Source organism: Catenulispora sp. EB89 (genome assembly GCF_041261445.1).
Taxonomy (GTDB): Bacteria; Actinomycetota; Actinomycetes; order Streptomycetales; family Catenulisporaceae; genus Catenulispora.
Map to the genome: position 1 here is coordinate 22,576 of NZ_JBGCCU010000038.1, position 24,425 is coordinate 47,000.

The 24,425-nt window shown below is 70.4% G+C and carries 18 protein-coding genes; 15 read left to right on the plus strand and 3 right to left on the minus strand.

The window, feature by feature from the left end:
* Complete coding sequence (locus ABH920_RS45780; protein ID WP_370355643.1) at positions 1 to 1,095, minus strand: hypothetical protein; 1,095 nt, start codon at positions 1,093 to 1,095, stop codon at positions 1 to 3.
* 291 nt (positions 1,096 to 1,386) lie between these two features.
* Here ABH920_RS45780 and ABH920_RS45785 point away from each other — a divergent pair, with 291 nt between their 5' ends.
* Positions 1,387 to 1,896 carry a hypothetical protein gene (locus ABH920_RS45785; protein WP_370355644.1) on the plus strand — a complete coding sequence of 170 codons (510 nt, stop codon included), beginning with the start codon at positions 1,387 to 1,389 and terminating at the stop codon, positions 1,894 to 1,896.
* Between the two features lie 56 nt (positions 1,897 to 1,952).
* Positions 1,953 to 3,452, plus strand: coding sequence for a glycoside hydrolase (locus ABH920_RS45790; protein WP_370355645.1), 1,500 nt, complete (start codon positions 1,953 to 1,955; stop codon positions 3,450 to 3,452).
* Positions 3,453 to 3,495: 43 nt separating this feature from the next.
* Here the strand turns inward: ABH920_RS45790 and recQ are convergent, their stop codons facing one another.
* Together recQ and ABH920_RS45800 are read right to left on the minus strand one after the other, a co-directional pair.
* Entirely contained in the window at positions 3,496 to 5,445 is a 1,950-nt protein-coding gene (gene recQ / locus ABH920_RS45795) for a DNA helicase RecQ (protein WP_370355646.1), read from the minus strand.
* Between the two features lie 58 nt (positions 5,446 to 5,503).
* Complete coding sequence (locus tag ABH920_RS45800; protein ID WP_370355647.1) at positions 5,504 to 6,325, minus strand: SDR family oxidoreductase; 822 nt, start codon at positions 6,323 to 6,325, stop codon at positions 5,504 to 5,506.
* Positions 6,326 to 6,419: 94 nt separating this feature from the next.
* On the opposite strand from ABH920_RS45800, the gene ABH920_RS45805 reads away from it, so the two are divergent.
* The 13 genes from ABH920_RS45805 (at position 6,420) to ABH920_RS45865 (ending at position 24,304) form a co-directional block, all read left to right on the plus strand.
* Positions 6,420 to 6,788, plus strand: coding sequence for a MerR family transcriptional regulator (locus ABH920_RS45805; RefSeq protein ID WP_370355648.1), 369 nt, complete (start codon positions 6,420 to 6,422; stop codon positions 6,786 to 6,788).
* 94 nt (positions 6,789 to 6,882) lie between these two features.
* A complete protein-coding gene (locus ABH920_RS45810; RefSeq protein ID WP_370355649.1) occupies positions 6,883 to 7,734 on the plus strand; it encodes a hypothetical protein in 852 nt (283 codons plus the stop codon).
* A 197-nt stretch (positions 7,735 to 7,931) separates the two neighbouring features.
* Positions 7,932 to 8,930, plus strand: a complete 999-nt coding sequence (locus tag ABH920_RS45815) for a LacI family DNA-binding transcriptional regulator (RefSeq protein ID WP_370355650.1) — start codon at positions 7,932 to 7,934, stop codon at positions 8,928 to 8,930.
* A 160-nt stretch (positions 8,931 to 9,090) separates the two neighbouring features.
* A complete protein-coding gene (locus tag ABH920_RS45820; protein ID WP_370355651.1) occupies positions 9,091 to 10,404 on the plus strand; it encodes an ABC transporter substrate-binding protein in 1,314 nt (437 codons plus the stop codon).
* Complete coding sequence (locus tag ABH920_RS45825) at positions 10,380 to 11,132, plus strand: ThuA domain-containing protein (RefSeq protein WP_370355653.1); 753 nt, start codon at positions 10,380 to 10,382, stop codon at positions 11,130 to 11,132. The genes ABH920_RS45820 and ABH920_RS45825 overlap by 25 nt, the downstream gene beginning before the upstream one ends.
* Complete coding sequence (locus ABH920_RS45830) at positions 11,129 to 12,178, plus strand: Gfo/Idh/MocA family protein (protein ID WP_370355654.1); 1,050 nt, start codon at positions 11,129 to 11,131, stop codon at positions 12,176 to 12,178. The genes ABH920_RS45825 and ABH920_RS45830 overlap by 4 nt, the downstream gene beginning before the upstream one ends.
* Before the next feature lie 33 nt (positions 12,179 to 12,211).
* Entirely contained in the window at positions 12,212 to 14,596 is a 2,385-nt protein-coding gene (locus ABH920_RS45835) for a hypothetical protein (RefSeq protein ID WP_370355655.1), read from the plus strand.
* Positions 14,586 to 17,039, plus strand: coding sequence for a glycoside hydrolase family 95-like protein (locus ABH920_RS45840; protein WP_370355656.1), 2,454 nt, complete (start codon positions 14,586 to 14,588; stop codon positions 17,037 to 17,039). Before ABH920_RS45835 ends, ABH920_RS45840 begins: the two co-directional genes overlap by 11 nt.
* Complete coding sequence (locus tag ABH920_RS45845; protein ID WP_370355657.1) at positions 17,036 to 17,983, plus strand: carbohydrate ABC transporter permease; 948 nt, start codon at positions 17,036 to 17,038, stop codon at positions 17,981 to 17,983. The genes ABH920_RS45840 and ABH920_RS45845 overlap by 4 nt, the downstream gene beginning before the upstream one ends.
* An 83-nt stretch (positions 17,984 to 18,066) precedes the next feature.
* Positions 18,067 to 18,864 (plus strand): carbohydrate ABC transporter permease, encoded by a 798-nt coding sequence (locus ABH920_RS45850; RefSeq protein ID WP_370355703.1) that lies wholly within the window; start codon positions 18,067 to 18,069, stop codon positions 18,862 to 18,864.
* Positions 18,865 to 18,873: 9 nt separating this feature from the next.
* Positions 18,874 to 21,066, plus strand: coding sequence for an alpha-galactosidase (locus ABH920_RS45855; RefSeq protein WP_370355658.1), 2,193 nt, complete (start codon positions 18,874 to 18,876; stop codon positions 21,064 to 21,066).
* Between the two features lie 4 nt (positions 21,067 to 21,070).
* A complete protein-coding gene (locus ABH920_RS45860) occupies positions 21,071 to 22,108 on the plus strand; it encodes an NAD(P)-dependent alcohol dehydrogenase (RefSeq protein ID WP_370355659.1) in 1,038 nt (345 codons plus the stop codon).
* Positions 22,109 to 22,285: 177 nt separating this feature from the next.
* On the plus strand, positions 22,286 to 24,304 hold the full coding sequence (locus ABH920_RS45865; RefSeq protein WP_370355660.1) for a cell wall-binding repeat-containing protein: 2,019 nt from the start codon (positions 22,286 to 22,288) through the stop codon (positions 24,302 to 24,304).
* Positions 24,305 to 24,425: the final 121 nt, after the last annotated feature.

Consider the following 24,425-nt stretch of genomic DNA (forward strand, 5'->3'; position numbering starts at 1 on the left):
CTACTTCTTCCGCTTCTTGACGCAGTCCTGCCGTGCCACCGCGAACACCCGCTCGGGGTCGCCGCGATACCGCCACGGGGCCTTGGTGGCGTGGTCCCCGATCCGCTCGAACAGTCGGCCCGCGGTCTCCTTGTCGTCCGCGAGCCAGAAGGCCATCGCGAAGGTGTTCAGTGCGATGTACGGGGAGGACGTCGGGGCGAAGGCCGGGTGGAACACCGAGGCCTCCGCGGCCTGGTGCAGTTCCTTGAGCACCGCCGCGTCCCGGATGTAGACGTCGTCGGGGCCCTGCTCCAGGTCCAGCCAGTGCTCCAGGTGGGCCTGCGCGACGAGTTCGCCGAGGCCGCTGCCGGGCGGGGCGGCGTCGAAGGTCCGGGTGGCGAACGCGTGCATCTCCTCGTGCGAGCCGCCCCACTTCGCGCACAGCTGCTGGAGCATCTGGCGGTGCAGACCGACGTGCTCCGGGGCGCGCTTGATCCCGGCCTGGAACCGGCGGCGGGTGATCCCGACGCCGTGCTCCAGCCCGCGGCTGGTGACGCACAACGTGTACCAGGGCGCGGCGCCGGCCGGATCGAGCTCGACCGCGGTGTACAGGTACTCCTCGGCGACCCGCAGCCGCTCGTGGAAGACCCGGAACTGCTCCTCCGACACCTGCGTGGCGCGGTAGCCGGTGCGTGCCTCCCAGGCCCACGCCGAGTGCCGGGCGCCTGCCACGCTCAGCGCGAGCGGGTCGCCGGGCAGCTGCTCGGGCAGCTTGAGCAGGAAGTCGCCGCCGAGGTCCTCGACGTTGGCGATGAGGAAGGTGAGCCGCTCGAAGTCGCCGCACTCCCGCACCGGCCGCAGGATCGCCTCCATGCCCGGCCAGTCGGCCACCCGCGCGGCCTGCCGCAACACCGCGAGCTCGGGATCACCGTGCGACCGGTCGATCGGCACCGGCTTCACGGCGGGCGTCTCCGCGGCGCGCGCGGGCCGCCCGGGCTGCCCGGGACGCCCCGCAGTCCGGCTCCCCCGCCGCGCGCCGTACTTCGTAGACACCTCGCGGATGACGGAGGCGGCGGCTACAGCACCAATCGCTATGGCCGGGATACTCGACGTCAAAGTGTGGTCCCCTCGATCCCCTCCGTTGTCCCGGTCCGGCGCGGTTCACGGCCCGGCACGGCTACCGTAGCCGAACGGACCGTCACTGCGGTAACCGGTTCCGTCGCTGCGCCGCAGGTCAGCTATCCGTCCTGGGGTTGGGGATGGGACGGTTCGGGGCGCTTGAGGAACTGGTGTGCGGATCGCGGCCGTTAGGCTGGCGGGGTGGCTGCGGGCGGAGGAGTTCTCAAGGGGCTGACAGAGGTTTGGCGCGAGCGGATGGGTGATCGGACGCCGCTGGCCCATCAGTACGTGACCGAGCATCGTGAGCGCTGGGTGCGATTCCACAGCCTGCCGGAGTCGCAGCGCTACGCGACGAACGACGCGGAGCGGCGGACGATCCTGGACCGGCACTACACGGTTCTCGACGAGCTTTTCGGTGGCCGGGACGTCTACATCATGACTTCCACCTGGTCGAACACCGTGGAACCGGAGCGGAGATCGCGGCTCGATCTGCGGGTCAACCCGGGAAGCGCGCTGTGGTGGTCGTTCCTGTCCGAAGACGACCCGGACCCCGACTTCGTCGTCCACACCCACGTCTACGTCTCGTGGACCAGCTGGTCGGTCGGGAGCCTGGACCGACTGCTGAGCGCGGTCGCCGAAGACCGGACCGCCAACGCCGTGATCGCCGACCGCCGGCTCCTCCGCATGTACCACCCTTACGACGGCGGCGCCGACGTGCTGGCTGTCGACACCGCGGAGCGCGACGCCTTGCGCGAGCGCCACGCCGACTGGCTGTCGAAACGCCCCTCGGGCATGTAGAAACCGACCGCGCTGCATCTCTTCCACAAATCCGCCGAATCTGTAGCCTGACCCCCGTGGCCGAAAACAGCATGCGCCGTCGCACTCTCCTAGCCGCCTCCGCAACGACCGCCGCCTCCGCCGCCGCGTTCAGCACCCTCGGGGTGTCCGCCGCGAACGCCGACTACACCACGACCGTCGATCCCGGTACTTCGTGGGGGACCTGGGAGGGCTGGGGCACGTCGCTCGCCTGGTGGGCCAAGGCCTTCGGGAATCGGGACGACATCGCGGACATCTTCTTCACGCTCAACTCCGCGCCCTACAACGGCGGCACGCTGCCGGGCCTCGGGCTGACCATCGTGCGCTACAACGCCGGCGCCTGTAGCTGGAACTCCATCGGCGGTACGACGATGGTGCAGGGCGCCGCCGTGCAGTCCACGCGGCAGATGGAGGGCTACTGGCTCGACTGGTACTCCCAGGACCCGGCCTCCGCCAGCTGGAACTGGTACGTCGACGCCCCGCAGCGCAACATGCTTTGGAAGGCGCGCGATCGCGGCGTCAACCACTTCGAGCTCTTCTCCAACTCGCCGATGTGGTGGATGTGCTACAACCACAACCCCTCCGGCTCCGCCGACGGGACCTCGGACAACCTCCAGTCGTGGAACTACCAGCAGCACGCCGTGTACCTCGCGACGATCGCCAAGTACGCGCACGACAACTGGGGTTTCCAGTTCACCTCCGTCGAGGCGTTCAACGAGCCCGTCTCCGGCTGGTGGAAGGCCGACAGTTCCTCGCAGGAGGGCTGCCACTTCAACGTCTCGACGCAGGCGACCGTCATCAACTATCTCCGCGCCGAGCTCAACAGCCGCGGCCTCACCGGGACGCCGGTCGCGTCCTCCGACGAGAACACCTACGACGAGGCCACCGCGACGTTCCAGGGCCTGGGCGGCACCGCGCAGGGCAACGTCGGGAAGATCAACACCCACGGCTACCAGTACGGCGGCGGCCGCCGCGACCTCCTCTACGACGCCGCGAAGTCGGCCGGCAAGGTCCTGTGGAACTCCGAGTACGGCGAGGGCGACGCCTCGGGCATGTCCCTGGCGAGCAACCTGAACCTCGACCTCACCTGGCTGCACCCGACCGCCTGGGTCTACTGGCAGGTCCTCGACGGCGGCGGCTGGGGCGCCATCCAGTGCGACGAGGCCGCCGGCACCACCGGCGCCGTCAACCCCAAGTACTACGTCCTGGCGCAGTTCACCCGGCACATCCGCCCCGGCATGCGGCTCATCGACAGCGGCGACCACAACTCGGTGGCCGCCTACGACCCGGTGAACCACAAGCTGGTGATCGTCTGCACCAACTACGGGACCGCGCAGTGGATCAACTTCGACCTGTCGAAGTTCACCACCGTCACCGGCTCCGGCGGCAACGGCCTGGTCGGACGCTGGGCCACGCAGACCGCCGGCGGGGACGCGTACACGTACCACGCCGACACGTTCCTGCACGGGAAGGTGTTCTGGTCGTGGTTCACCACGAACACGGTCCAGTCGTTCGAGATCGACGGGGTCTACCTCTAGCGGACTACGTGTAGCCGACTACAGGCAGACAGGGACCTCAACCTCACTCCGGAGGGAAGTAGTCCCCGGGCTCCTCCTCGGCGTAATCCTCCGGAGGCTCCTCGAACTCGAGCTCGGCGGGCGGCTCGTCCGGCGCCGCCCGGCCGGGCCGGTCGAGCGCCTCGGTGAGCGTGTCCAGGATCTGCTGCCCGTACTTGGCCAGCTTGTTCTCGCCGACCCCGCTGATCGTCCCGAGCTGCTGGAGCGAGGTCGGCGCCAGTGCGGCGATCTGCCGCAGCGTCGCGTCGTGGAAGATGACGTACGCCGGAACGCCCTGCTCCTTCGCCGACTGCCCGCGCCACGCGCGCAGCTTCTCGAAGACCGGCTTGGCCTCCTCGCTCAGCTCCTCGACCGCGGCCGCCGCCGTCCGCGACTGCTTCGGCGGCCGCGCCGCCTTCGCCGGCTCCCGCCGCATCAGCACCTTGCGATCCCCGCGCAGCACCGCTCCGCTCTCCGGCGTCAGCGCCAGCGTGCTGTAGTCGCCCTCGACCATCAGCATGCCCTGCGCCAACAGCTGCCGCACCACGCCGCGCCACTCGCCCTCGGACAGCTCCGTGCCGATGCCGAAGACGCTGAGCTGGTCGTGGCTGAACTGCGAGATCTTCGGCGTCTGCTTGCCGAGCAGGATGTCGATGGACTGGCCGGCCCCGAACCGCTGCCGACGCTCGCTCTTGAGCCGGAAGACCGTGGACAGCAGCTTCTGCGCGGCGACGGTGCCGTCCCAGGACTCCGGCGGGTTCAGGCAGGTGTCGCAGTTGCCGCAGGGCTCGCCGGCCTGGCCGAAGTAGTTGAGCAGCTGGACCCGGCGGCACTCGATGGTCTCGCAGAGCGCGAGCATGGCGTCCAGGTGCGCGGTGAGCTGGCGGCGGTAGTTGTCGTCGCCGTCCGAGGAGGCGATCATCTTGCGCTGCTGGACCACGTCCTGCAGGCCGTACGCCAGCCACGCCGTCGACGGCAGCCCGTCCCGGCCGGCGCGGCCGGTCTCCTGGTAGTAGCCCTCGACCGACTTCGGCAGGTCCAGATGCGCCACGAAGCGGACGTCGGGCTTGTCGATGCCCATGCCGAAGGCGATGGTGGCGACGATGACCAGGCCGTCCTCGCGCAGGAAGCGCGACTGCGCCCGCTCGCGGGTCCCGGCGTCCAGGCCCGCGTGGTAGGCGAGCGCGGAGATGCCGTTGTTCGTCAGGAACTGCGCGGTCTTCTCCGTCGAGGCGCGCGACATGCAGTAGACGATGCCGGCGTCGCCCTGGTGCTCGCTGCGCAGCAGCTCCAGCAACTGCTTGTTCGGCTCGGCCTTCGGCACGATGCGGTACTGGATGTTCGGCCGGTCGAACCCGGCGACGAAGTGCTTGGCACCGCCCAGGTTCAGGCGCTCGGCGATCTCCTGGTGCGTGGCCTGCGTGGCGGTGGCGGTGAGCGCGATGCGCGGCACGTCCGGCCAGCGCTCGTGCAGCATCGACAGGTTCAGGTAGTCGGGCCGGAAGTCGTGGCCCCACTGCGAGACGCAGTGCGCCTCGTCGATCGCGAACAGCGAGATCTTGCCCCGGTCCAGCAGCTGCAGCGTGGACTCCGACCGCAGCCGCTCCGGCGCCAGGTAGAGCAGGTCCAGCTCGCCGGCCAGGAACATCTGCTCCACGAACCGCCGCTGGTCGGGATCCTGCGTGGAGTTCAGGAACCCCGCGCGCACCCCCACCGCGGTGAGCGCGTCGACCTGGTCCTGCATCAGCGCGATCAGCGGCGAGACGACCACCCCGACCCCCGGCCGCACCAGCGCCGGGATCTGGTAGCACAGCGACTTCCCGCCGCCGGTGGCCATCAGCACCAGCGCGTCGCCGCCGCCGATGACGTGCTCCACGATCTCCTGCTGCGCCCCGCGGAACGAGTCGTAGCCGAAGACGCGCCGCAGGACGTCGTCCGCGTCGGTCACCGTGTGCGTCGTTTCGGGAGGAGCCATGCCAAGAGTCTACGGAGGTGGACCGGGGCCCGGTCGGGAGGTTGGGCGTTTTGCCAGGTCAGGGCTCCGGCGTCGGCGCCATCACGGGCAACAGCCGATCCCACATCCGGTCCGGCAGCAGATCGTGCAGCCCGAGCATCACGTGCGCGACGGTGCCGACGCGGTACCGCGCTCGCGGACGGCGTGCGGTGGCGGCCCGCACGATGATGCGCGCGACCTTGTCCGGAGCCAGCGGCATCGGATTGCGGCTCAGCCGATCGACGACCTCGGCGGTGAACGCCGCGTAGGGGCCTTCCGGCCGGCCGTGCAGGAAGGTGCGGCGCTCGGCCTCCGCGAACGCCGTGTCGATTCCGCCGGGCTGGATCACGCTCACGCCGATGCCGAACGGCTTCAGCTCCTGCCGCAGCGCCTGGCTCATCGACTCCAGCGCGTGCTTGCTCATGGCGTAGGCGCCCATGCCGGGAAACGTGACGAGCCCCGCGACCGAGCTGACGTTGACGATCCGGCCGCGTCCTCGGCGCCGCATGCCAGGCGCGACCAGTTGCGCGACCCGGAGCGCGCCGAGCACGTTGACCTCGAACTGCCGGCGCAGCGCCGCCAACGGCAGCTCTTCCATCGGGCCGCCCTGGGAGATCCCCGCGGCGTTGACCACGATGTCGATGTCGGCGGAGACGTCGGCGGCGCCCCCGATCGCGTCGGCGAGCTCTGATTCGCTCGTGATATCCAGCCGCACCGGCCGGCATCCCATCGCGACGAGCGCGTCCACCGCCGCGGGGTCGCGATAGCCGGCCAGGACGGTCGCACCGCCGGCTCGGAACCGCTGCGCGACCGCGCGGCCGACGCCTCCGCTCGCACCTGTGACCAGCACTGTCTGCGTCATATGTCCTCCCACGTCCGCGTATCCGAGCTCTGCGTCGCGAGCGTAGACTTTGGAGCGTGCTCCAAGGTCAAGCCGGACAGCGGCGCACGCCGCCATGCTGATCCGCGACATCGCCGCGCTGGTCGGCGTCAGCACTGACACCGTGCGCTACTACGAGCGCGAAGGGCTGCTCGACGACCGCCACGTCACCCGCGCCCCGAACGGCTACCGCACGTACGGCGACGCCGCCGTGCAGCGCCTCCGTCTCCTGCTCCAAGCCCGCGCCACTGGCATGACGATCGCCGAAACGCGGACGCTGGCCGCCGCTTTCGACGACGGCAGCCTCACTCCGGAGCGGCAGCTGGAGTTCCTCCGGGACAAGCTCGCGCGCCTGGACCGCCAGGCCCGCGAGGTCAACGCGGCCCGTAGGGCGCTCGCCGCGAAGATCGCGCAGCTCCAGGCACGTGACGCACGGGATGGTTAAGGGTCATATCAAGGGTATGCGAACCCCTTTCCCGCGGTTAACCTCACCATGACCGCACATCCATGCCAAAACACTGAGTTGGGAGCAATTCAGCATGCGCATGAACAGGAACGGGCGAATCGCAGCCGCAGCCGTCCTCATGGCCGCGGGCCTGGTCGGCGCCACCGCGAGCACCGGAGCGGCCTCGGCCGGCTCGCAGCGCGCGGGGACGTACACGGCCGCCAGGGCGGCTCAGGCCGGCGAGAACATGGAGTACGGCGGCGGGCCCGTGCAGCTGCATCCCGTGGTGTACCTGGTGTTCTGGGGATCGCAGTGGAAGAGCGACACCAACGGGATACCGGCCTACCTGACCAAGGTGTTCGACGGGCTCGGGACCAGTTCGGACAACTGGTCCACCATCACCTCGCAGTACACCGACTCCAGCGGGCAGGGTCCGACGTTCAGCGGTGCGGTCCTGGGCGGCGTGTGGATGGACAACGCCAAGGCCGAGCCGACCAACCCCAGCGCCAACGCCGTGGCGAACGAGGGGAACCGGGGCGCCTCGCACTTCGGGGTGTCCGGCAACGGTGACGCGCAGATCGTCGTGCTCAGCGCGCACGGCACGCACCCCGACGGCTGGCCGAGCTCCGGTTTCTGCGCCTACCACGACTACTCCGGCTCCGTCTCCTACACCAACATGCCCTACCAGCTCGACGCCCCGGCCGGCAGCCGGTGCCCGAACAACCTGCTGGGCAACAAGCTGAGCGCGTTCAGCATCGTCGAGGGGCACGAGTACGCCGAGTCGATCACCGACCCGCAGGCCGGCAACGGCTGGGTCGCGCCGAACGGCGAGGAGATCGGCGACCAGTGTGAGGCCAACTTCCAGAACGTGACGCTGTCCACCGGCACGTTCCCGATGCAGCCGATCTGGAGCAACAACGCCAACGGGTGCGTCATCCACAACTGATCCGTCCTCGTCCCTCCCGTCCCGCCGCTCCACCGAACCGGCCTCCGCATCGAGTACGGTGAAGGTGGGGCGGCGGCGCCCCGATCACGTGCACTCGGCGTCCCCGCTTCGGGGGCGCCGTTCCTTCGCGTCCGGAGCGGGCGGCCGGTGCCGGTGGTTCGGACGTGGAGTTCCGCTGGCGGCAGGAGGCGACCTTCTTGAACGTTTCCCCGGAGTCCCGGGTCAAGCGCGCGACCATCGAGGACGTGGCGAGGCTGGCCGGGGTGTCGCGGCAGACGGTTTCGCGCGCGGTCAACGACAAGGCGGAGATCGACGCCGAGACCAAGCGGCGGGTGCTGGACGCCGCGCGGAGCCTGAACTACCGGCCCAGCCGGTTCGCGCGCGGGCTGATCCGGCAGGACACCACCACGCTCGGGCTGATCATCTCCGACATCGGGAACCCGTTCTTCCCCGAGCTTGCTTCCGGGGTGTTGCGGGCCGCGCAGGCGCGGGACTGGCAGGTCGTGCTCTACGACACCGGCGAGGACCCGGAGCGCGAGGTGCTGGCGCTGTCGACGCTCGCCGACCAGGCCGACGTCGGCGCCGGCTTCCTCACCTCGCCGGCGGTGTTCGCGCACGCCGTGAAGCTCGGCGTGCCCTTCGCCGTCCTGGACCCCGGCTGGGACGCCGGTGCCGCGCCGGGCGTCGGCATCGACATCGCCGGCGGCGTCCGGCTCGCCGTGGAGCACCTGGCCGCGGCCGGCCACCGGCGCATCGGCATGATCGACGGTGCCGCCGATCCACGCGACAAGCGGCGGACCAGCTTCCTGGCCATCGCGAAGGAACTCGGACTGGACGTCGGCGAGGACGACGTCGAAAGCGCGCCCCGGACGGTCGAAGGCGGGGCGGACGCGGTGCGAGCGCTGCTGGCGCGCAGGCCGGACATCACCGCCGCGTTCGCCTACAACGACGTGCTGGCGGTCGGCGCGGTCCGTGGGCTGAAGGCCGCCGGACTGAGGGTGCCCGAGGACTTCGCGGTGATCGGCTTCGACGGTCTGCCGCTGGGGGAGTTGGTCGAACCGCCGATCACCTCCGTCCACGTCGACATCCGCCGCATGGGCGAACTGGCCGTGGCCGCCGCCGCGGAACTCCTGGCCGGCCGCACGCCGGAGCCCGTGGTCGTCGTTCCCGAGTTGCGGGTGCGCGGCTCGGCGTGAACTCGGCGTGAATCAGTCATCGGGCCTTCCGATGACGGACAAGTAACAGTAATCCGGTAACGGGTCTTGACGAGACCGTGTGAGCTGGACCACTCTACTTCCCGTGAGCGCTCCCGTGAGCGCTCACGGACCCCTCATCCCCCAGTCCGGGAGGCAGCGGATGTTCCTACGTCGACTCCGAGCACCGTCTTCTGCAAAGGCACTGGTCGCTCTGACGGTGCTGGCGCTGTCCGCCTGTTCCGCGGCCGGCGGCAACTCCGCCTCCAGCTCCGGCGGCGGCGACAGCAACACCATCACGTTCCTGACCTTCGAGACCCCGAACCTCACCCCGGCCTATTGGGACGCGGCCATCAAGCGCGTCACCGACCAGTACCCGGGCATGAAGGTCAAGCGCCTCGTCTCCCCGACCGCCGACCGCACCAGCTACGCCAAGCAGCTCAAGGCCTCCGGCCAGTTCCCCGACGTGATGATCGCGGTCACCCCCACCGGCTTCGCGCAGGCCGGCGACCTCTACGCCTGGCAGCCCAGCGAACTCGGCAGCTTCGAGGTGCCCGACGGCGGCGCCATCGGCGGCAAGGTCTATCAGCTCCCTGCGAACACGCAGACCATCCCGATGGTCTACTACCGCAAGTCGATGTTCGCCAAGGCCGGCATCACCGGCACGCCGACCACCTACCAGCAGCTCCTGGACGACTCGGCCAAGCTCAAGACGGCGGGCCTGCTGCCGTTCCAGGTCGGCGGCGGCTCCGACGCCTTCGCCGCGGTCCTGCCGCTGTCCGCCACCGTGGCCACCCAGGTCTACCGCCAGGACCCGAACTGGCTCGTCGACCGGCACACCGGCAAGGTGAAGTTCTCCGACCCGGACTTCGTCGACGCCCTGCAGCGGGTCGGCGACCTGGCGTCCAAGGGCTACATCGACCGCGCGGGCCTGTCCCGCAACTATGCCGACAGCCAGAAGGCGTTCCTGGACGGCAGCGGCGCGATGTACCCGATGGGCATCTGGTTCGCCTCGGCCGCCGACGCCAGCCCGATCAAGGACGACATCGGCGTGTTCGCCTGGCCCACCGACGACGGCAAGGTCGTCATGCCCGCCTACACCGGCGGCGGCCTGGAGGTCAGCGCGCACGCCAAGAACCTGGACCTGGCCAAGAAGTTCGCCCTGGCCTTCCAGCTGGACAAGGCGAACCTGGACAACAACGTGCTCAGCGACGCGCTCTTCCCGGCGATCAAGGGCTACACCCCGCCGACCACGACCGGCCCGGTGTTCAACGAGTCCTACCAGCTCTACCAGCAGGCGCAGCAGACCGGCACGGTCGTGAAGGCCTTCAGCTGGGAGTCCGGCGACGACGCGCTGCTGCCCGGCATGGTCGACGTCGTCTACGGCGCCGTCGAGGACGTGATGCTCGGCCGGAAGTCCGCCAAGGACGCCGCGTCGTACCTGGACTCCGAGTGGGCGAAGCAGGCGTCGAGCTGATGCGCGTCCTGGTCTTCAACGAGAACCACCACGAACTCACCCGCCCCGAGATCGCCGAACGCTACCCGCTCGGCATCCACGGCACCGTCGCCGCCGCGCTCGAAGACCGTCTGGGCCCCGCGGCCGACATCACCACCGCGACCCAGGACCAGCCCGGCTACGGCCTGACGCCGGCGGCCGTCGAGGACACCGACGTCCTCATCTGGTGGAGCCACCTGCTGCACGCCGAGATGGACGACGAGACGATCGACCGCGTCCGCCGCGGCGTCCTGGACGGCATGGGCCTGGTGGTCCTGCACTCCGGCGCCGGCTCGAAGCTGTTCACGTCGCTCATGGGCACCAGCTGCGACCGCCGCTGGCGGCACGGCGAGGACCGGCACCTGGTGTGGACGGTCAAGCCCGGCCACCCGGTCGCGGCCGGCATCCCGCAGCCGCTGGTGATCCCGCACGACGAGATGTACGGCGAACCCTTCGACATCCCCGATCCGGACGAACTGGTCTTCGTGTCCTCCTTCAGCGGCGGCGAGGTGTTCCGCAGCGGCGCCTGCTTCACCCGCGGCGCCGGCCGGATCTTCTACTTCGGTGCCGGCGACCAGGAATGCCCGGTCTACCACCAGAAGGAGGTCCAGGACGTGATCGCCAACGCCGTGCGCTGGGCGGCCCCGACCGGCCCGATCGGCGGGCACTTCGTGGACGCGCCCTCGCCGGTCGGGTGGTGGGAGCGGTGAGCGGGTTCGCCACGGTCAGCACGCCCGGACCGCTGCGCGCGGTCATCGTCGGCGCCGGCTTCATGGGCCGGAACTGGGCCCGCGAGATCGCCCGGCAGCCCGACACCGAGCTCGTCGGCTGGGTCGACCTGGACCCGGCGGCGCTGGCCGAGGCGGTGAAGGAAGCCGGTCCGGAAGCCGCCGGCAGCATCGCGACCGGCACCGATCTGGTCGCGATGCTCACCGGACTCGCCCCGGACATCGTCTTCAACAGCGCCCCGCCGGCCGCGCACCGCACGGTCACCACATCAGCCCTCGAACACGGCTGCGCGGTCCTGTCCGAGAAGCCGATGGCCATGACGCTCGCCGAGGCCCGCCAGCTGGTCGCCGTCTCGGAACGCACCGGCCGGCTGCTCGCCGTGACCCAGGACCGGCGCCAGCTCTCCGGCACCCGCGCGCTGAAGGACGCGGCCCGCCGCCTGGCCCCGCTCACCCGCCTCGAAATCGACTTCCGTCTCCCGCACCGCGCCGGCCCCTACGTCCATCTGTGGGACGAGCCGCTGCTACGCGAGATGGCCATCCACCTGTTCGACGCGGCGCGCGCCGTCACCGGCGCCGACGCGCGATCGGTGTTCTGCACCGCCTACCGCACGCCGTGGTCCTGGTACCCCGGCAACGACTCCGCCGAGGCCCTGTTCCAGATGGACGACGGCCTGCACTTCGCCTTCACCGGCTGCTGGACCGCGCGCTCGGACTTCACGTCCTGGACCGGCCGCTGGTACCTGGAAGGCGCCGGCGGCTCGGCGAGCTGGGACGGTCTCGGCGCGCCGGTGCTCACCCCGGCGCGCGACGAGGGGGAGCCCGAGCCCGCCTCCGAGACGCTGCCGGTCGAACCGCAGTCCCCTGAGTTCCCCGGCCTGGCCGAGGTGCTCGCCGGATTCGTCCACGCCCTGCGCACCGGCGAGGCCCCGGACGGCGAGTGCCACGACAACCTGCGCAGCCTGGCCATGGTCGAGGCGGCCGTCGCCTCCTCGCAGTTCGCCCAACCCGTCGTCGTCGAGAACTGAGATCCCGCAACGCGCTTTGAAGGGAGAACAGCCATGACCTCCATCAGCCGACGCGCCGTGCTCGCCGCTACCGCCGGGGCCGGTGCGTCCACCATCGCCGGCGTCACCTTCGCCTCTCCTGCTTCCGCAGCCGCCGACTGCCGGCCCGGGACCTCCGGGACCGGAGTCCGCTGGCCGGACGTGCAGCGCCAACTGGCCGCGGTGAACCCGCGGGTGAGCGCGCCGATCCAGAAGGTCGTCACGAACAAGTACTCGCCGGGCATGCTGCTGGGCAACGGCGACATCGGCGTGGTCGTCGGCGACTCCTCGGCCGCGCAGCAGACCTTCCACTTCGGCAAGAGCGACTTCTGGGGCAACAACCGCAAGACCACGAGCCCGCTCGTCTGGCAGAACTCGATCCTGCCGGTCGGCGCGCTCACCGTCTCGGTGCCCGGCGCCGCCGCGGCGGCCACCGGCTACTTGATGGTCACCGACATCGCCACCGCGCAGGTCACGTCGGTGCTGCCGCTCACGAACGGCACGCTGACCCTCACCTCCTGGACCGCCGACGACGACAACGTCCTGATCACCGAGATCTCCTCGGCGCACGGCGACCCCGACCTGACGCTGAGCGCCGGCGTGGTGCTGCCGGACGATCCGGCCTACCCCTCGGCGGCCGGCGCCACGGGAAACGCCCTGTGGCTGACGCGGCAGAACAACGCGGTCGGCTACGGCGACGTCAGCTACAAGGCGTCAGTCGCCTCGGCCACGGTCGTCATGAACCGCTCGTTCGCTGCCACCAGCTCGACGACCACGACCACGACCGCGAACGGCACCTTCGTCCTTCCCGGCGGCGGCAAAGCGGTCCTGCTGACCGCATTCCGCTCGCACGGCCAGGACCTCTCCGACCCGAGCCCCGCGCCGACCCCGGACGACCTCCGCGACCAGGCGATAGCAGCCGCGACGGCGATCAGCGAACGCCGGCTGCGCGAAGTACGCGCCGAGCACCATGCTTTCTGGACCGACTTCTGGACCCGTTCCAGCGTCGTGCTCGGCGACTCGCAGCTGGAAGCCTTCTATTTCAACGCGCAGTACGTCCTGGGCAGCGCCACCCGAGTCGGCGTCCACAACCCGCCGTCGCTGTGGGCCGCCTGGACCACCAACGACACCCCGAACTGGGGCGGCCGCTACTTCCTGAACTACAACGAGGAAGCCCTCTACTACGGCGCCTTCTCCTCGAACCACGCCGACCTGTCCGAGCCCTACCGGCGGATGATCCTCAACGAGGTCGCCTGGCAGCGGAACACGACTCACGGCGCCGGGTATCAGGGCACAGCGTTCCAGCGCAGCCTGCCGCCGTTCCACCTCTACCAGACGCCTCCGGCGCCGGTCCCGGTCGCGGCGGCCAAGGACTACAAGAAGCTCCCCGCCGACCAGAAGTCCAACGGCACGTTCGGCGCGCTCCCGCTGATCTGGCACTGGGAGTACACCCGCGACCGGGCCTACCTCCGCGACGAGCTCTACCCGCTGCTGAAGGAACTCGACGCGTTCTGGCGCGACTTCGCGGTGTGGGACGGCACGCGTTGGGTCTTCCAGCACACCTCCGCGCATGAAGGCGGCGACGACACCAACCCCAACCTGGACCTCGGCTTCGCGCGCAAGGTCGTCAACACCCTGCTGGACACCTCCGTCGTCCTCGGCGTCGATGCCGACCTGCGTCCGGTCTGGCGGGACTTCCTCGCCAAACTGAGCGCCTACCCGACCGGCACGTACAACGGCGTCACGGTCTTCTACACCGGCGAGGTCATCAACAACCCGGGCGTGCCGGACACGTTCGAGCCCGGCAACCAGCCGATCAACATGGAAGGCGTCATCTTCCCCGGCGAGCAGTGCTCCATCGGCGGCGACCCGATGCTGCTCCAGTACGCCGTCAATTCCCTGACACAGATGAACTCCTGGGGCGTGACCCCCGGCGGCAACTCCAACAACGGCTTCTGCAAGGAGTTCGTCATCGCCGCGCGCGTCGGCTGGCCGGTCGAGGACCTGCTGCAGAAGCTCAAGGCGTCCATCGCCTACCTGTGGCGGCCCACCAACAACACGGTCTTCCAGGGCGGCGGCGGGATCGAGACCACCGGCACCACCGAGGCGCTGAACTCGATGCTGCTGCAGAGCGAGGACGGCGTGATCCGGGTCTTCCCGTGCTGGCCCGCGGCCCGCGACGCGTCGTTCACGCTGTTGGCCAAGGGCGGGTTCCTGGTCAGTGCCGAGCAGCGCGGGGGAGTGGTCGAGCACATCCGGCTGCACAGCCAGGCCGGCGGCGACGTCACGCTCCAGCTGCCGTGGAAGTCCGGATCGGGCGGACGGGTCACGTTCCGCACCGTTGCCGGCCGCACCTACAACATCACTCCGAAGGGAAGGTGGGACGAAGATGCGCAGTGACAAGTACCCGCTCGTCGGTCGGCGCGCGGTGCTCGGGGGTGCGGCGGCCGGAGTCGGCGCGGTCCTGGTCGGGGCCGGCGCCGAAGTGGCGCGCGCGACCGGCTCTCGCGCCGGCGCCGAGGCCGCCGCCACGGCCGCCACGGCCGCCGCGACCGCCACCGGCATCAGCTGGCCCGCCGTCCAGGCCCAGCTCGCCGCCGTGAACCCGCACGTCACCAAGCCGATATCGGGCGTCGTCACGAGCAAGTACACGCCGGGCATGCTGCTGGGCAACGGTGATCTCGGCGTGGTCGTCGGCGACTCCTCGGCGACCCAGCAGACCTTCTCCTTCGGCAAGAGCGACTTCTGGGGCAGCGACCGCAAGACGACGAGCCCGCTCGTCTGGCAGCCGTCGATCCTGCCGGTCGGGAAGCTGACCGTGGCGGCGTCCGGCGCGAGCGCGGCGTCCAGCGGCTACTCGATGACCACGGATCTGGCCGGGGCGACGGTCACGAGCGTGCTCGCGCTGTCGAACGCCACGGTCACGCTGAAGTCGTGGACCGCCGACAACGACAACGTCCTGATCACCCAGCTGTCGTCCAAGGCGGGCAGCTCGTCGGTCAGCCTGACGGCGACCGTCACGCTGCCGGTCGACTCGGCCTTTCCGTCCGGCGCGGGCGCGCTCAACGGCACCCAGCTGTGGCTGACCCGGCAGAACAACACCTCCGGCAACGGCAACGTCAGCATGCAGGCCACCGCGGCCTCCGCGACGCAGCTCGTGGGTGCCAAGTTCACCAAGACCAGCACCTCGAAGACGTCCTCGCAGACCTCTGCGACCGGCACCTTCACCCTCGCCGGCGGAGCGACGGCCACGCTCGTGACCGCCTTCCGCTCGCACGCGCAGGACGTCTCCGACTCGTCCACCGCGCCGACGCCGACGCAGCTGCGCGACCAAGCGGTCACCGCCTCCACGGCCATCGACGCGACGTGGATCACCGGCGCCGCGAGCACGCACGCGGCGTTCTGGCAGGACTTCTGGACACGTTCCAGCATCGTCGTCGGCGATTCGCAGCTGGAAGCCTTCTATTTCAACGCGCAGTACGTCCTGGGCAGCGCGACCCGATCCGGCGTGCACAACCCGCCGTCGCTCTGGGCCCAGTGGCTCACCAACGACACCCCGAGCTGGGGTGGCCGCTACTTCCTGAACTACAACCAGGAAGCCCTGTACTACGGCGCCTTCTCCTCGAACCACGCCGAACTCTCCGAGCCCTACCGCCGCCTGATCTACAACGAAGTCCCCTGGCAGCGGAACACGACGCACGGCGCGGGATATCAGGGCACGGCGTTCCAACGCAGCATGACTCCGTTCCACCTGTACGAGACCCAGCCCTCGACAGTCCCGGTCGCGTCCAAGAAGGACTACACGAAGCTGCCCGCCGACCAGAAGTCCAACGGCACCTTCGCGGCGTTGCCGCTGATCTGGCACTGGGAGTACACCCGCGACACCACCTACCTCCAGACCCAGCTGTATCCGCTGCTGAAGGAGCTGGACGCGTTCTGGCGCGACTTCGCGGTCTTCGACGGCAAGCGCTACGTGTTCCAGCACTCGTCGGCCCACGAAGGCGGCGACGACACCAACCCGAACCTGGACCTCGGGTTCGCGCGCAAGGTCATCAACACCCTGCTGGAGACCTCGGCGATCCTCGGCGTGGACGCGAACATGCAGTCCACCTGGCAGAGCTTCCTGGCCAAGCTCAGCGCCTATCCGACCGGGACCTACAACGGCGTCACGGTCTTCTACACCGCCGAGGTCATCAACAACCCGAGCCTGCCGGACAAGTTCGAACCCGGGAACCAGCCGATCAACATGGAAGGCGTGATCTTCCCCGGCGAGCAGTGCTCGATCGGCGGGGACGCCACCCTCCTGCAGTACGCGATCAATTCCCTGACCCAGATGAACTCCTGGGGCGTCACGTCGGGAGGCAACTCCAACAACGGCTTCTGCAAGGAGTTCACCATCGCGGCCCGCGTCGGCTGGCCGGCCGAGGACCTGGTGCAGAAGGTCAAGGCCTCGATCGCGCACCTGTGGCGGTCGAGCAACGACACCGACTTCCAGGGCGGCGGCGGCATCGAGACGTCCGGGACGATCGAGACGCTGAACTCGATGCTGATGCAGAGCGAGGCCGGCGCGATCCGGGTCTTCCCGTGCTGGCCGACCGCGCGCGACGCGTCGTTCACGCTGCTGGCCAAGGGCGCGTTCCTGGTGAGCAGCGCGATCAGCGGCGGCACGGTGGCCTCGGTCGGCATCACCAGCCAGACCGGCGGGAGCGCGACGCTGGTGCTTCCGTGGAACACCGGCTCGGCGACCGTCACCGCGAACGGATCCTCTGTCCCCGTCACGGTCTCCGGTGGTCGGGCCACATTCGCCACCACGGCGGGCACCACGTACAAGGTCACCCCATGACAGCACTGCAAGGCTCGTTACCAGGCACACCGCACGGTTCGCCGCAGTCTGCACGGAAGTCCGCACGGAACCGGCGCGCGAACCTGGGGTACTTCCTCGGGTTCGGCGCGCCGGGGCTCCTGTTCTACGCGTGCTTCGTGTTCGCGCCACTGGTGCTGAGCGTCGGCTACAGCTTCACCAACGCCGACGCGTTCCTGCCCCACACGAAGTTCACCGGCCTGCACAACTACGTGAAGCTGCTCGGCGATCCGGACTTCCGGATGCAGCTGCGGGTCACCACGATCCTGACGCTGATCATCGTGATCGTGCCGAACGTCGCGGGCCTGGCGATCGCCGTGCTGCTGAACCGCAACGGCCGGCTCTACCGCGCGCTGCGGACGGTGTTCTTCGTACCGGTCGTGCTGAGCTCCGTGGTGGTGTCGGTGGTGTGGCAGGCCATGCTCACCGACGGCGGGCTGCTCGACACGGTGCTGGGCTCGATGGGGGTCCAGCATCCGCCGGGCTGGCTGTCCGACCCGTCGATCGCGCTGTACTCGGTGGGGTCGATCGCGAGCTGGCAGCTGCTGGGCTTCTGCACCGTCGTGTACCTCGCCGGGCTGCAAGGCGTGCCGGACGAACTGCTGGAGGCGGCGGCGATCGACGGGGCCGGCCGCTGGACCCGGTTCCGGCGGGTCACCTGGCCGATGCTGGCGCCGGCCCTGACCATCAATACCGTGATGCTGCTGATCACCGGCTTCAAGACCTACGACTACATCCAGGTGATCACGCACGGCGGCCCCGGGACCGGGACCACGGCGACGGTCGCGTACGGCGTGATCCAGACCGGGTTCACCGAGAACAAGACCGGGATGGCCTCGGCGATGGCGGTGCTGATGCTGCTCGTCGTCGCGGTGGTGTCGAGCGTGGCGCTGCGGCTTCTGCAACGTCGGGAGGTGGAGCTGTGACGGCGGTGGTCGAGAAAGCAGAGCGCACTGTGCGGGAGGCCTCCGCCCGCCGCGACGAGTCCCGCGCGCCGTGGGTGCGGCCGCTGGTCGCGCTGGTCGTCACGGCGGTGTTCGCGGTGCCGCTGTACCTGGTCGTGGTGAACGTGTTCAAGCCCGGCGGCCACATCACCGGCTCCCCGGCGTCGGTGCCGTGGCCGCCGACCCTGGACAACCTGAAGGCGGCGCTGGACCGGCCGGACAACCTCTACTGGGACGGCCTGGTCAACAGCGCCGAGATCACCACGGTCTCGATCGTCGTGCTCGCCGTCCTGTCCGCGATGCTCGGCCACTACCTGGCCCGCACCCGGAGCCGGTTCGCCCGCGTGACACTGCTGGTGCTGCTGGCCGGGCTGATGGTCCCGCCGCAGGTGATCCTGGTCCCGGTGGTGCGGATCCTGCGGCTGACCCACCTGATGACGACGCTGACCGGGATGGTCGCGTTCAACGTCGGGTACTACATCCCCTTCGGCGTGTTCGTGTTCGCCGGCTTCATCCGCTCGATCCCGATCGAGCTGGAGGAGGCCGCCGCGCTGGACGGCGCCGGACGCTGGCGCACGTTCTGGACCGTCGTCTTCCCGCTGCTGCGGCCGGCGACGGCGAGCGTGCTGATCTTCCTCGGGGTGTGGATCTGGAACGACTTCCTGGATCCGCTGATCATCCTCGGGCCGGTCGGCGGGACCACGGTCACCGTCGGCGTCTACCGGGCCCTCGGCGAGCACCAGTCGAACTACGGCCAGCTGTTCGGCCTGATGTTCCTGGCGGCGCTGCCGGTGGTCGTCTTCTACTTCCTGTTGCAGAAGCACTTCGTCAAGGGCCTGACCGGCGGCGCGGTCAAGGGCTGAAAGGGAATCATGACGCTCATTCGGTCGATTCCCGGGGCTCGGGCCTGGGTGGTGACCGCCGGCCGGTCGTGCGCGGTGCTGCGGTTGGACGACCGCGACCGGCTGCTGTCGGCGCATTGGGGACGCGAGTTGGGGCTGGAGCAGGCCGCGGCGTTGGTCGGGGTCTCGGTTCCGGTGCCCGCCGGCGCGGCGGCGCCCGGGTTCGGGGCCGTCGGGCACGGCGGCGCCTGGCCCTTCGAGGAGGACGTGGAGGGACCGCTGGAACTGGCGGTCGGCGCGGCGTTCCAGTTCGGGCACGCTCAGCTGGCGGTACGTTTCGCGGACGGGACGCGGGAACTGGAGTTGGAGTTCGTCTCGGCGCTCATTGAGAACTCTGATACCCCTGATACCGAGGACACGGCCGAGCTCGTCCTGAGCTTCGCCGACCGTCACTATCCACTGGCTGTGGAAAGCCGGCACCGGGTTCGCAGGGGCAGCCCGGTGATCGAGCGGCGGCTGGTCCTGCGGCACACGGGATCGGCGGGTGAGGAGCCCATCAGCATCCTGAGAGCCGACTCCGCGTCGTGGACGCTGCCGCCGCTGGCCGACTACCGGCTGAGCCAGGTGCGCGGCCGGTGGGCCGCCGAAACCCGGCTGCACCGGTCCTCGCCTCCGTTCGGCGAAACGCTGCTCACCAGCCGTCGCGGCATCACCGGCCACCACGCGAACCCCTGGGTCATGGTCGACGACGGCACCGCCGGCGCGACACACGGCCAGGTCTTCGGATGCGCGCTGGCCTGGAGCGGCAGCTGGCAGCTCACGGTCGAGCGCACCTCCGCCGACCGGACCGTCGTCGCGGCGGGCTTCGGGCCCGACGGCGCGGTGTGGCCGCTGGCCCCCGGCGCGGCGCTGACCACGCCGGTCAGCGCGGGGATCTGGACCGACGGCGGCTTCGACGCGGCCTCGCAGGCCTGGCACACGTACGTGCTGGACCACGTGCTGCCGCATCCGGAAGAGCTGCGGCCGGTCGTCTACAACTCGTGGGAGGCGACGGGATTCGACGTCTCCCTGGAGGGACAGCTGGCGCTGGCCCGGCAGGCCGCGGAGATCGGCGTCGAGCTGTTCGTCATGGACGACGGCTGGTTCGGCTCCCGGACCTCGGACCGGACCGGCCTGGGGGACTGGTGGCCCAATCCGGACCGCTTCCCCGACGGCCTCGCGCCGCTCGTCAAGGGTGTCCGCGAACTCGGGATGGACTTCGGGCTGTGGGTCGAGCCGGAGATGGTGAATCCGGACTCCGATCTGTACCGCGAGCATCCCGACTGGGTGCTGCACCAGCCCTTTCGGCAGCGCAGCGAGCACCGCAACCAGCTGGTGCTGAACCTGGCGCGGCCGGACGTGGCCGCCTGGGTCCACGAATGGCTGGACCGGCTGGTCGCCGAGAACGACATCGGGTTCCTGAAGTGGGACATGAACCGGCCGTTCACGGAGGTCGGATGGCCTGAGGCCGGCGCCGGCGGCGGCGATCTCGTCTGGCGGAGGTACGTCGAGAACCTGTACGCCTTGCTGGACAAGCTGCGCGCCGACCACCCGGCCCTGCGGATCGAGTCGTGCAGCGGCGGCGGCGGACGGCTCGACGCCGGGATGCTGGCGCGCGTCGACCAGGTCTGGACGTCGGACAACACCGACGCGCTGGACCGGCTGGCGATCCAGGAGGGCTTCGCGCAGGTGTACCCGGCGCGGGTGATGTCGGCGTGGGTGACGGACTCGCCGAACCCGCACACCGGCCGGCGGATCCCGTTGGAGTTCCGGTTCCACGTCGCGATGTCCGGCGTGCTGGGGATCGGCGGCGACCTCGCGGAGTGGAGCGAGGAGGAACTGGCCACAGCGCGCGAGATGGTGGCCGCCTACAAGCGGATCCGTCCCGTCGTGCAGCACGGCGTGCGATACGCGCACGGCAACGCTTCCGGGGACCTGAGCGGCGCCGAGTACGTGGCCGCGGACCGTTCGGAGGCGGTGGTGTTCGTCTACCGGCGCGAGCGGCGCTTCGCGCAGATGGAGCGGCCGGTGGTGCTGCGCGGCGTCGACGCCGCCGGGCGGTACCGCGACGTCGGCAGCGGGATCGTCCACCACGGCGCGGTGTTGCTGAGCCGGGGACTGCCGATGGCGCTCGGCGGCGGGGATCCGGTCAGCACGATGGTGCACCTGGTGCGGGAGGGATGAGGGGATGCGCGCGGTACAAGTGGTCGGATTCGGGCGGCCGGTCGAGGTCGTCGACCGGCCGGAGCCCGTGGTCGAAGGGCCGCAGGACGTGGTCGTCCGCATCGCGGGGGCGGGGATCTGCCGGACCGACCTGCACATCGTCGAGGGCGGCCTGGAAGCGGCCTTCCGGCAGCGGTTGCCGCTGACCTTGGGGCACGAGAACGCGGGCTGGGTCGAGGCCGTCGGCGGCGGGGTGTCGCACCTGGCGGTCGGCGACCCGGTGATCGTGCACCCGGCGGTCACCTGCGGGTTCTGCGACGCCTGCCGCCGCGGCGCCGACATGCACTGCGCGACCTGGCGCTTCCCCGGCGTCGACGGCTGGCCCGGCGGCTACGCGGAGCTGATGCGCACCTCGGCGCGCGCGGTGGTGAAGCTGGCACCCGAGGCGTCCCCGGCCTGCCTGGCGCCGTTCGCCGACGCGGGGCTGACGGCGATGCACGCGGTGCAGCGGCTGATGCCGTTCGCCGGCGTCGGGACGACAGTGGTCTGTCTCGGCTCCGGCGGCGTGGGGCAGATCGCGGTGCAGCTGTTGAGGATCCTGACGCCGGCCCGCGTGGTCGTCGTGGAGCCGGACGAGGCGCGCGCTCAGACCGCCCGCGAACTGGGAGCCGACCAAGTCATCGCCCTCCCCGCCGAAGCAGCCGCCGACGCCGTCCTCGACCTGACCGCCGGCCGCGGTGCCCAGGCGGTGCTCGACCTGGTCGGCGAGGGCGACGTTCCGCAGCAGGCACTGCGGATGCTCGCGAAGGGCGCCGTCTACTCGATCGTCGGCTACGGCGGCGGTGCGCGCATCGAGCACCTGGACATGATCAACAGGGAGCTGACCATCCTTGGCAACCAGATCGGCACGCACGCGGAACTCGGCGAGCTGATGGCCCTGGCCGCCGCCGGACGCGTGACGCTGGGCACGGAGACGTTCCCGTTGGAGGCGGCGGCCGAGGCGATGGCGGCGGTGGCCGCCGGACGCGTCGGCGGCCGGGCGGTCCTGGTGCCGGGAGCCTAGACGGAAATACGCCAATAGTCGTGCATCCACTGAGGTCAGTCCCATGATCGGCGTAGCCCGCACTACTCGTGTCGGCGGATCTTAAAGGAGGGTCCTGAGACCTAATCTCAGCCTGCACGTCGCTAGTCCTTCGGCCGTCCACCGCGCCGGGGCGACGGTGCGCATGGAGGGGAACCAATGAGGTCTGTGTTCACGGGGGCCCGGCGGATAGCTGGCGCGGGTCTGGCCGCCGCCGCGGTGCTGTCCGGCGGCCTCACCGCCGTCACGGCGCACGCCGCCGTCTCGACGGTGCAGGACGGTCCGATCTTCTACAAGTCCTTCCAGACGATGAGCTGGCAAGGCACGCTGTACGCGGTCAACCCCGACGGCACCGGCCGGCACGCGGTGAAGCTGACCGGCACCGGGTACGACCCGAATACCTCGGCGATGGGTACCGTGCGCGTCAGCCCGGACGGGAGCAAGCTGGCCTTCGACAGCCAGGACGGCCGGATCTACGAGGCCAATGCCGACGGCACCGACGTGCACCCGCTGACCGCCGCCGCGCCGAAGGGCAAGGACGGCCGCAGCACCTGGACGGACAAGGGCCCGGCATGGTCCCCGGACGGCAAGACCGTGTACTTCTCCCGCGAGGACGACACTGTCACGCCGCTGACCTATGCCATCGAGTCGGTCCAGGTGTCCGCCGCGCCCGGTTCGGAGGCGCCGTTCGCCGGCCTGTCCGGAACCTACGTCAGCATCGCGTCGAACGGCGACCTGGCCTACCTGACCGGGACGAGTGAGATCGTCGCGGACTCCACCGGCCACACGCTGACCACGATCGACGGCACCACCTTCGGCGAGCAGGCCTCCGGGGTCCTGTCCCCGGACGGGACCAAGCTGGCCGTGGTGATGGACAGCGGCCCCGCGGACCCGAAGAGCGGGATGGTCCCCACCGACCTCTACATCGCCGACTCGGCCTCCGGCTGGAAGCTGACGAAGATCACCGCGGCGGGCAACGTCTCGCCGTGGCTCGCCCCGACCTGGTCGCCGGACGGCACGAAGATCGCCTACTCGACCGGCGCCGTGGACCTGCCGATCACCGGCCAGGCGACGCCGATGACCCTGCACGTGCAGGCCCCGACCGCCGGCGCGGCGGCGAGCAGCGTCGTCACCGACCCGATGAACACCATCTCCTGGCAGAACGGCGCGCTGATCCCGGTCCCGGTCACCACGCCGCCGCCCGCGGCCTGGCCGGTCGCCACCCGCCTCGGCGGCGCGGACCGGGTCGGCACCGCGATCGCGGTCGCGGACGCCGCCTACGGCCCGCAGAGCAAGTCGCTGAACAAGGCGAAGGTCGCCGTGCTGTCGCGGGACGACAACTACGCGGACGCCTTGTCCGGCAACGCGCTGGCCGCGCAGAAGGGCGGACCGCTGCTGCTGACCGGCACCACGGGCCTGGACACCCGGGTCGCCGGCGAGCTGAAGAAGATCCTGCCCGCCGGCTCGCCGGTGTACGTCCTCGGCGGCGAGGCCGCGCTGAGCCCGCAGGTCGTGAAGGACCTGACGGCGCTGCACTACTCGGTCTCCCGGCTGTCCGGCCCGACCCGCTTCGACACCTCGGTCGCGGTGGCCAAGGCGGTGTCGGCGCACCCGCACACCGTGCTGGTCGCGACCGGCCTGAACGCCCCCGACGCCCTGGCCGCCGGCGCGGCCGCGGCGCAGGACCCGGCCGGCGGCGTGGTGCTGCTGTCGCAGGACGGCGTCCTGCCGGCGGCGACCAAGGCCTACCTGGCCACCGTGAACCCGGCCACCACCGCGCTCTACGGCGTGGGCCGCCAGGGCGTCGCGGCCCTGAAGACCCTGCCGTCCCTGGCCGCGCACGTCACCCCGCTGGCCGGCGGCGACCGCTACGCGACCGACCTCGCGGTGGCCTCGAACACCACCCTGTTCCCGAAGGTCACCGCAATCGGCGTGGCCACCGGCCGCACCTGGCCCGACGCCCTGTCCGGCGGCGCGTTCATCGCCACCGAGCACGGCCCGCTGCTGCTGGTCGACGGCCCGAACGTGCCGCCCGGCGTGGCGGCGTGGGCGAAGGCCCACGGCGCGCAGCTGACCGGCCTGACGGTCTTCGGCGGCGTCAACGCGGTGCCGGGCAGCGCCGCGAAGGGCGTGGCTTCGGACGCCTGGGGCGCTGCTTGGACGAACGCCCTGCAGTAGGGAGAGGGCGGCTGTGACAGGCCGCTTTGACAGACTGCTGTGATGGTCGCGCCACGCCGGGATGGTTCCGGCGTGGCGCGTGCTGCGCGTCGCGGGTCGATGTCAGGGCTGTTGTGGTTCG

Bases quoted from the DNA above. Each gene is read 5' to 3' on its own strand.
- ABH920_RS45840 (WP_370355656.1), top strand. From the start codon at position 14,586: ATGCGCAGTGACAAGTACCCGCTCGTCGGTCGGCGCGCGGTGCTCGGG.
- ABH920_RS45800 (WP_370355647.1), bottom strand. From the start codon at position 6,325: ATGACGCAGACAGTGCTGGTCACAGGTGCGAGCGGAGGCGTCGGCCGC.
- ABH920_RS45845 (WP_370355657.1), top strand. From the start codon at position 17,036: ATGACAGCACTGCAAGGCTCGTTACCAGGCACACCGCACGGTTCGCCG.
- recQ (WP_370355646.1), bottom strand. From the start codon at position 5,445: ATGGCTCCTCCCGAAACGACGCACACGGTGACCGACGCGGACGACGTC.
- ABH920_RS45835 (WP_370355655.1), top strand. From the start codon at position 12,212: ATGACCTCCATCAGCCGACGCGCCGTGCTCGCCGCTACCGCCGGGGCC.
- ABH920_RS45865 (WP_370355660.1), top strand. From the start codon at position 22,286: ATGAGGTCTGTGTTCACGGGGGCCCGGCGGATAGCTGGCGCGGGTCTG.
- ABH920_RS45805 (WP_370355648.1), top strand. From the start codon at position 6,420: ATGCTGATCCGCGACATCGCCGCGCTGGTCGGCGTCAGCACTGACACC.
- ABH920_RS45855 (WP_370355658.1), top strand. From the start codon at position 18,874: ATGACGCTCATTCGGTCGATTCCCGGGGCTCGGGCCTGGGTGGTGACC.
- ABH920_RS45860 (WP_370355659.1), top strand. From the start codon at position 21,071: ATGCGCGCGGTACAAGTGGTCGGATTCGGGCGGCCGGTCGAGGTCGTC.
- ABH920_RS45810 (WP_370355649.1), top strand. From the start codon at position 6,883: ATGCGCATGAACAGGAACGGGCGAATCGCAGCCGCAGCCGTCCTCATG.
- ABH920_RS45820 (WP_370355651.1), top strand. From the start codon at position 9,091: ATGTTCCTACGTCGACTCCGAGCACCGTCTTCTGCAAAGGCACTGGTC.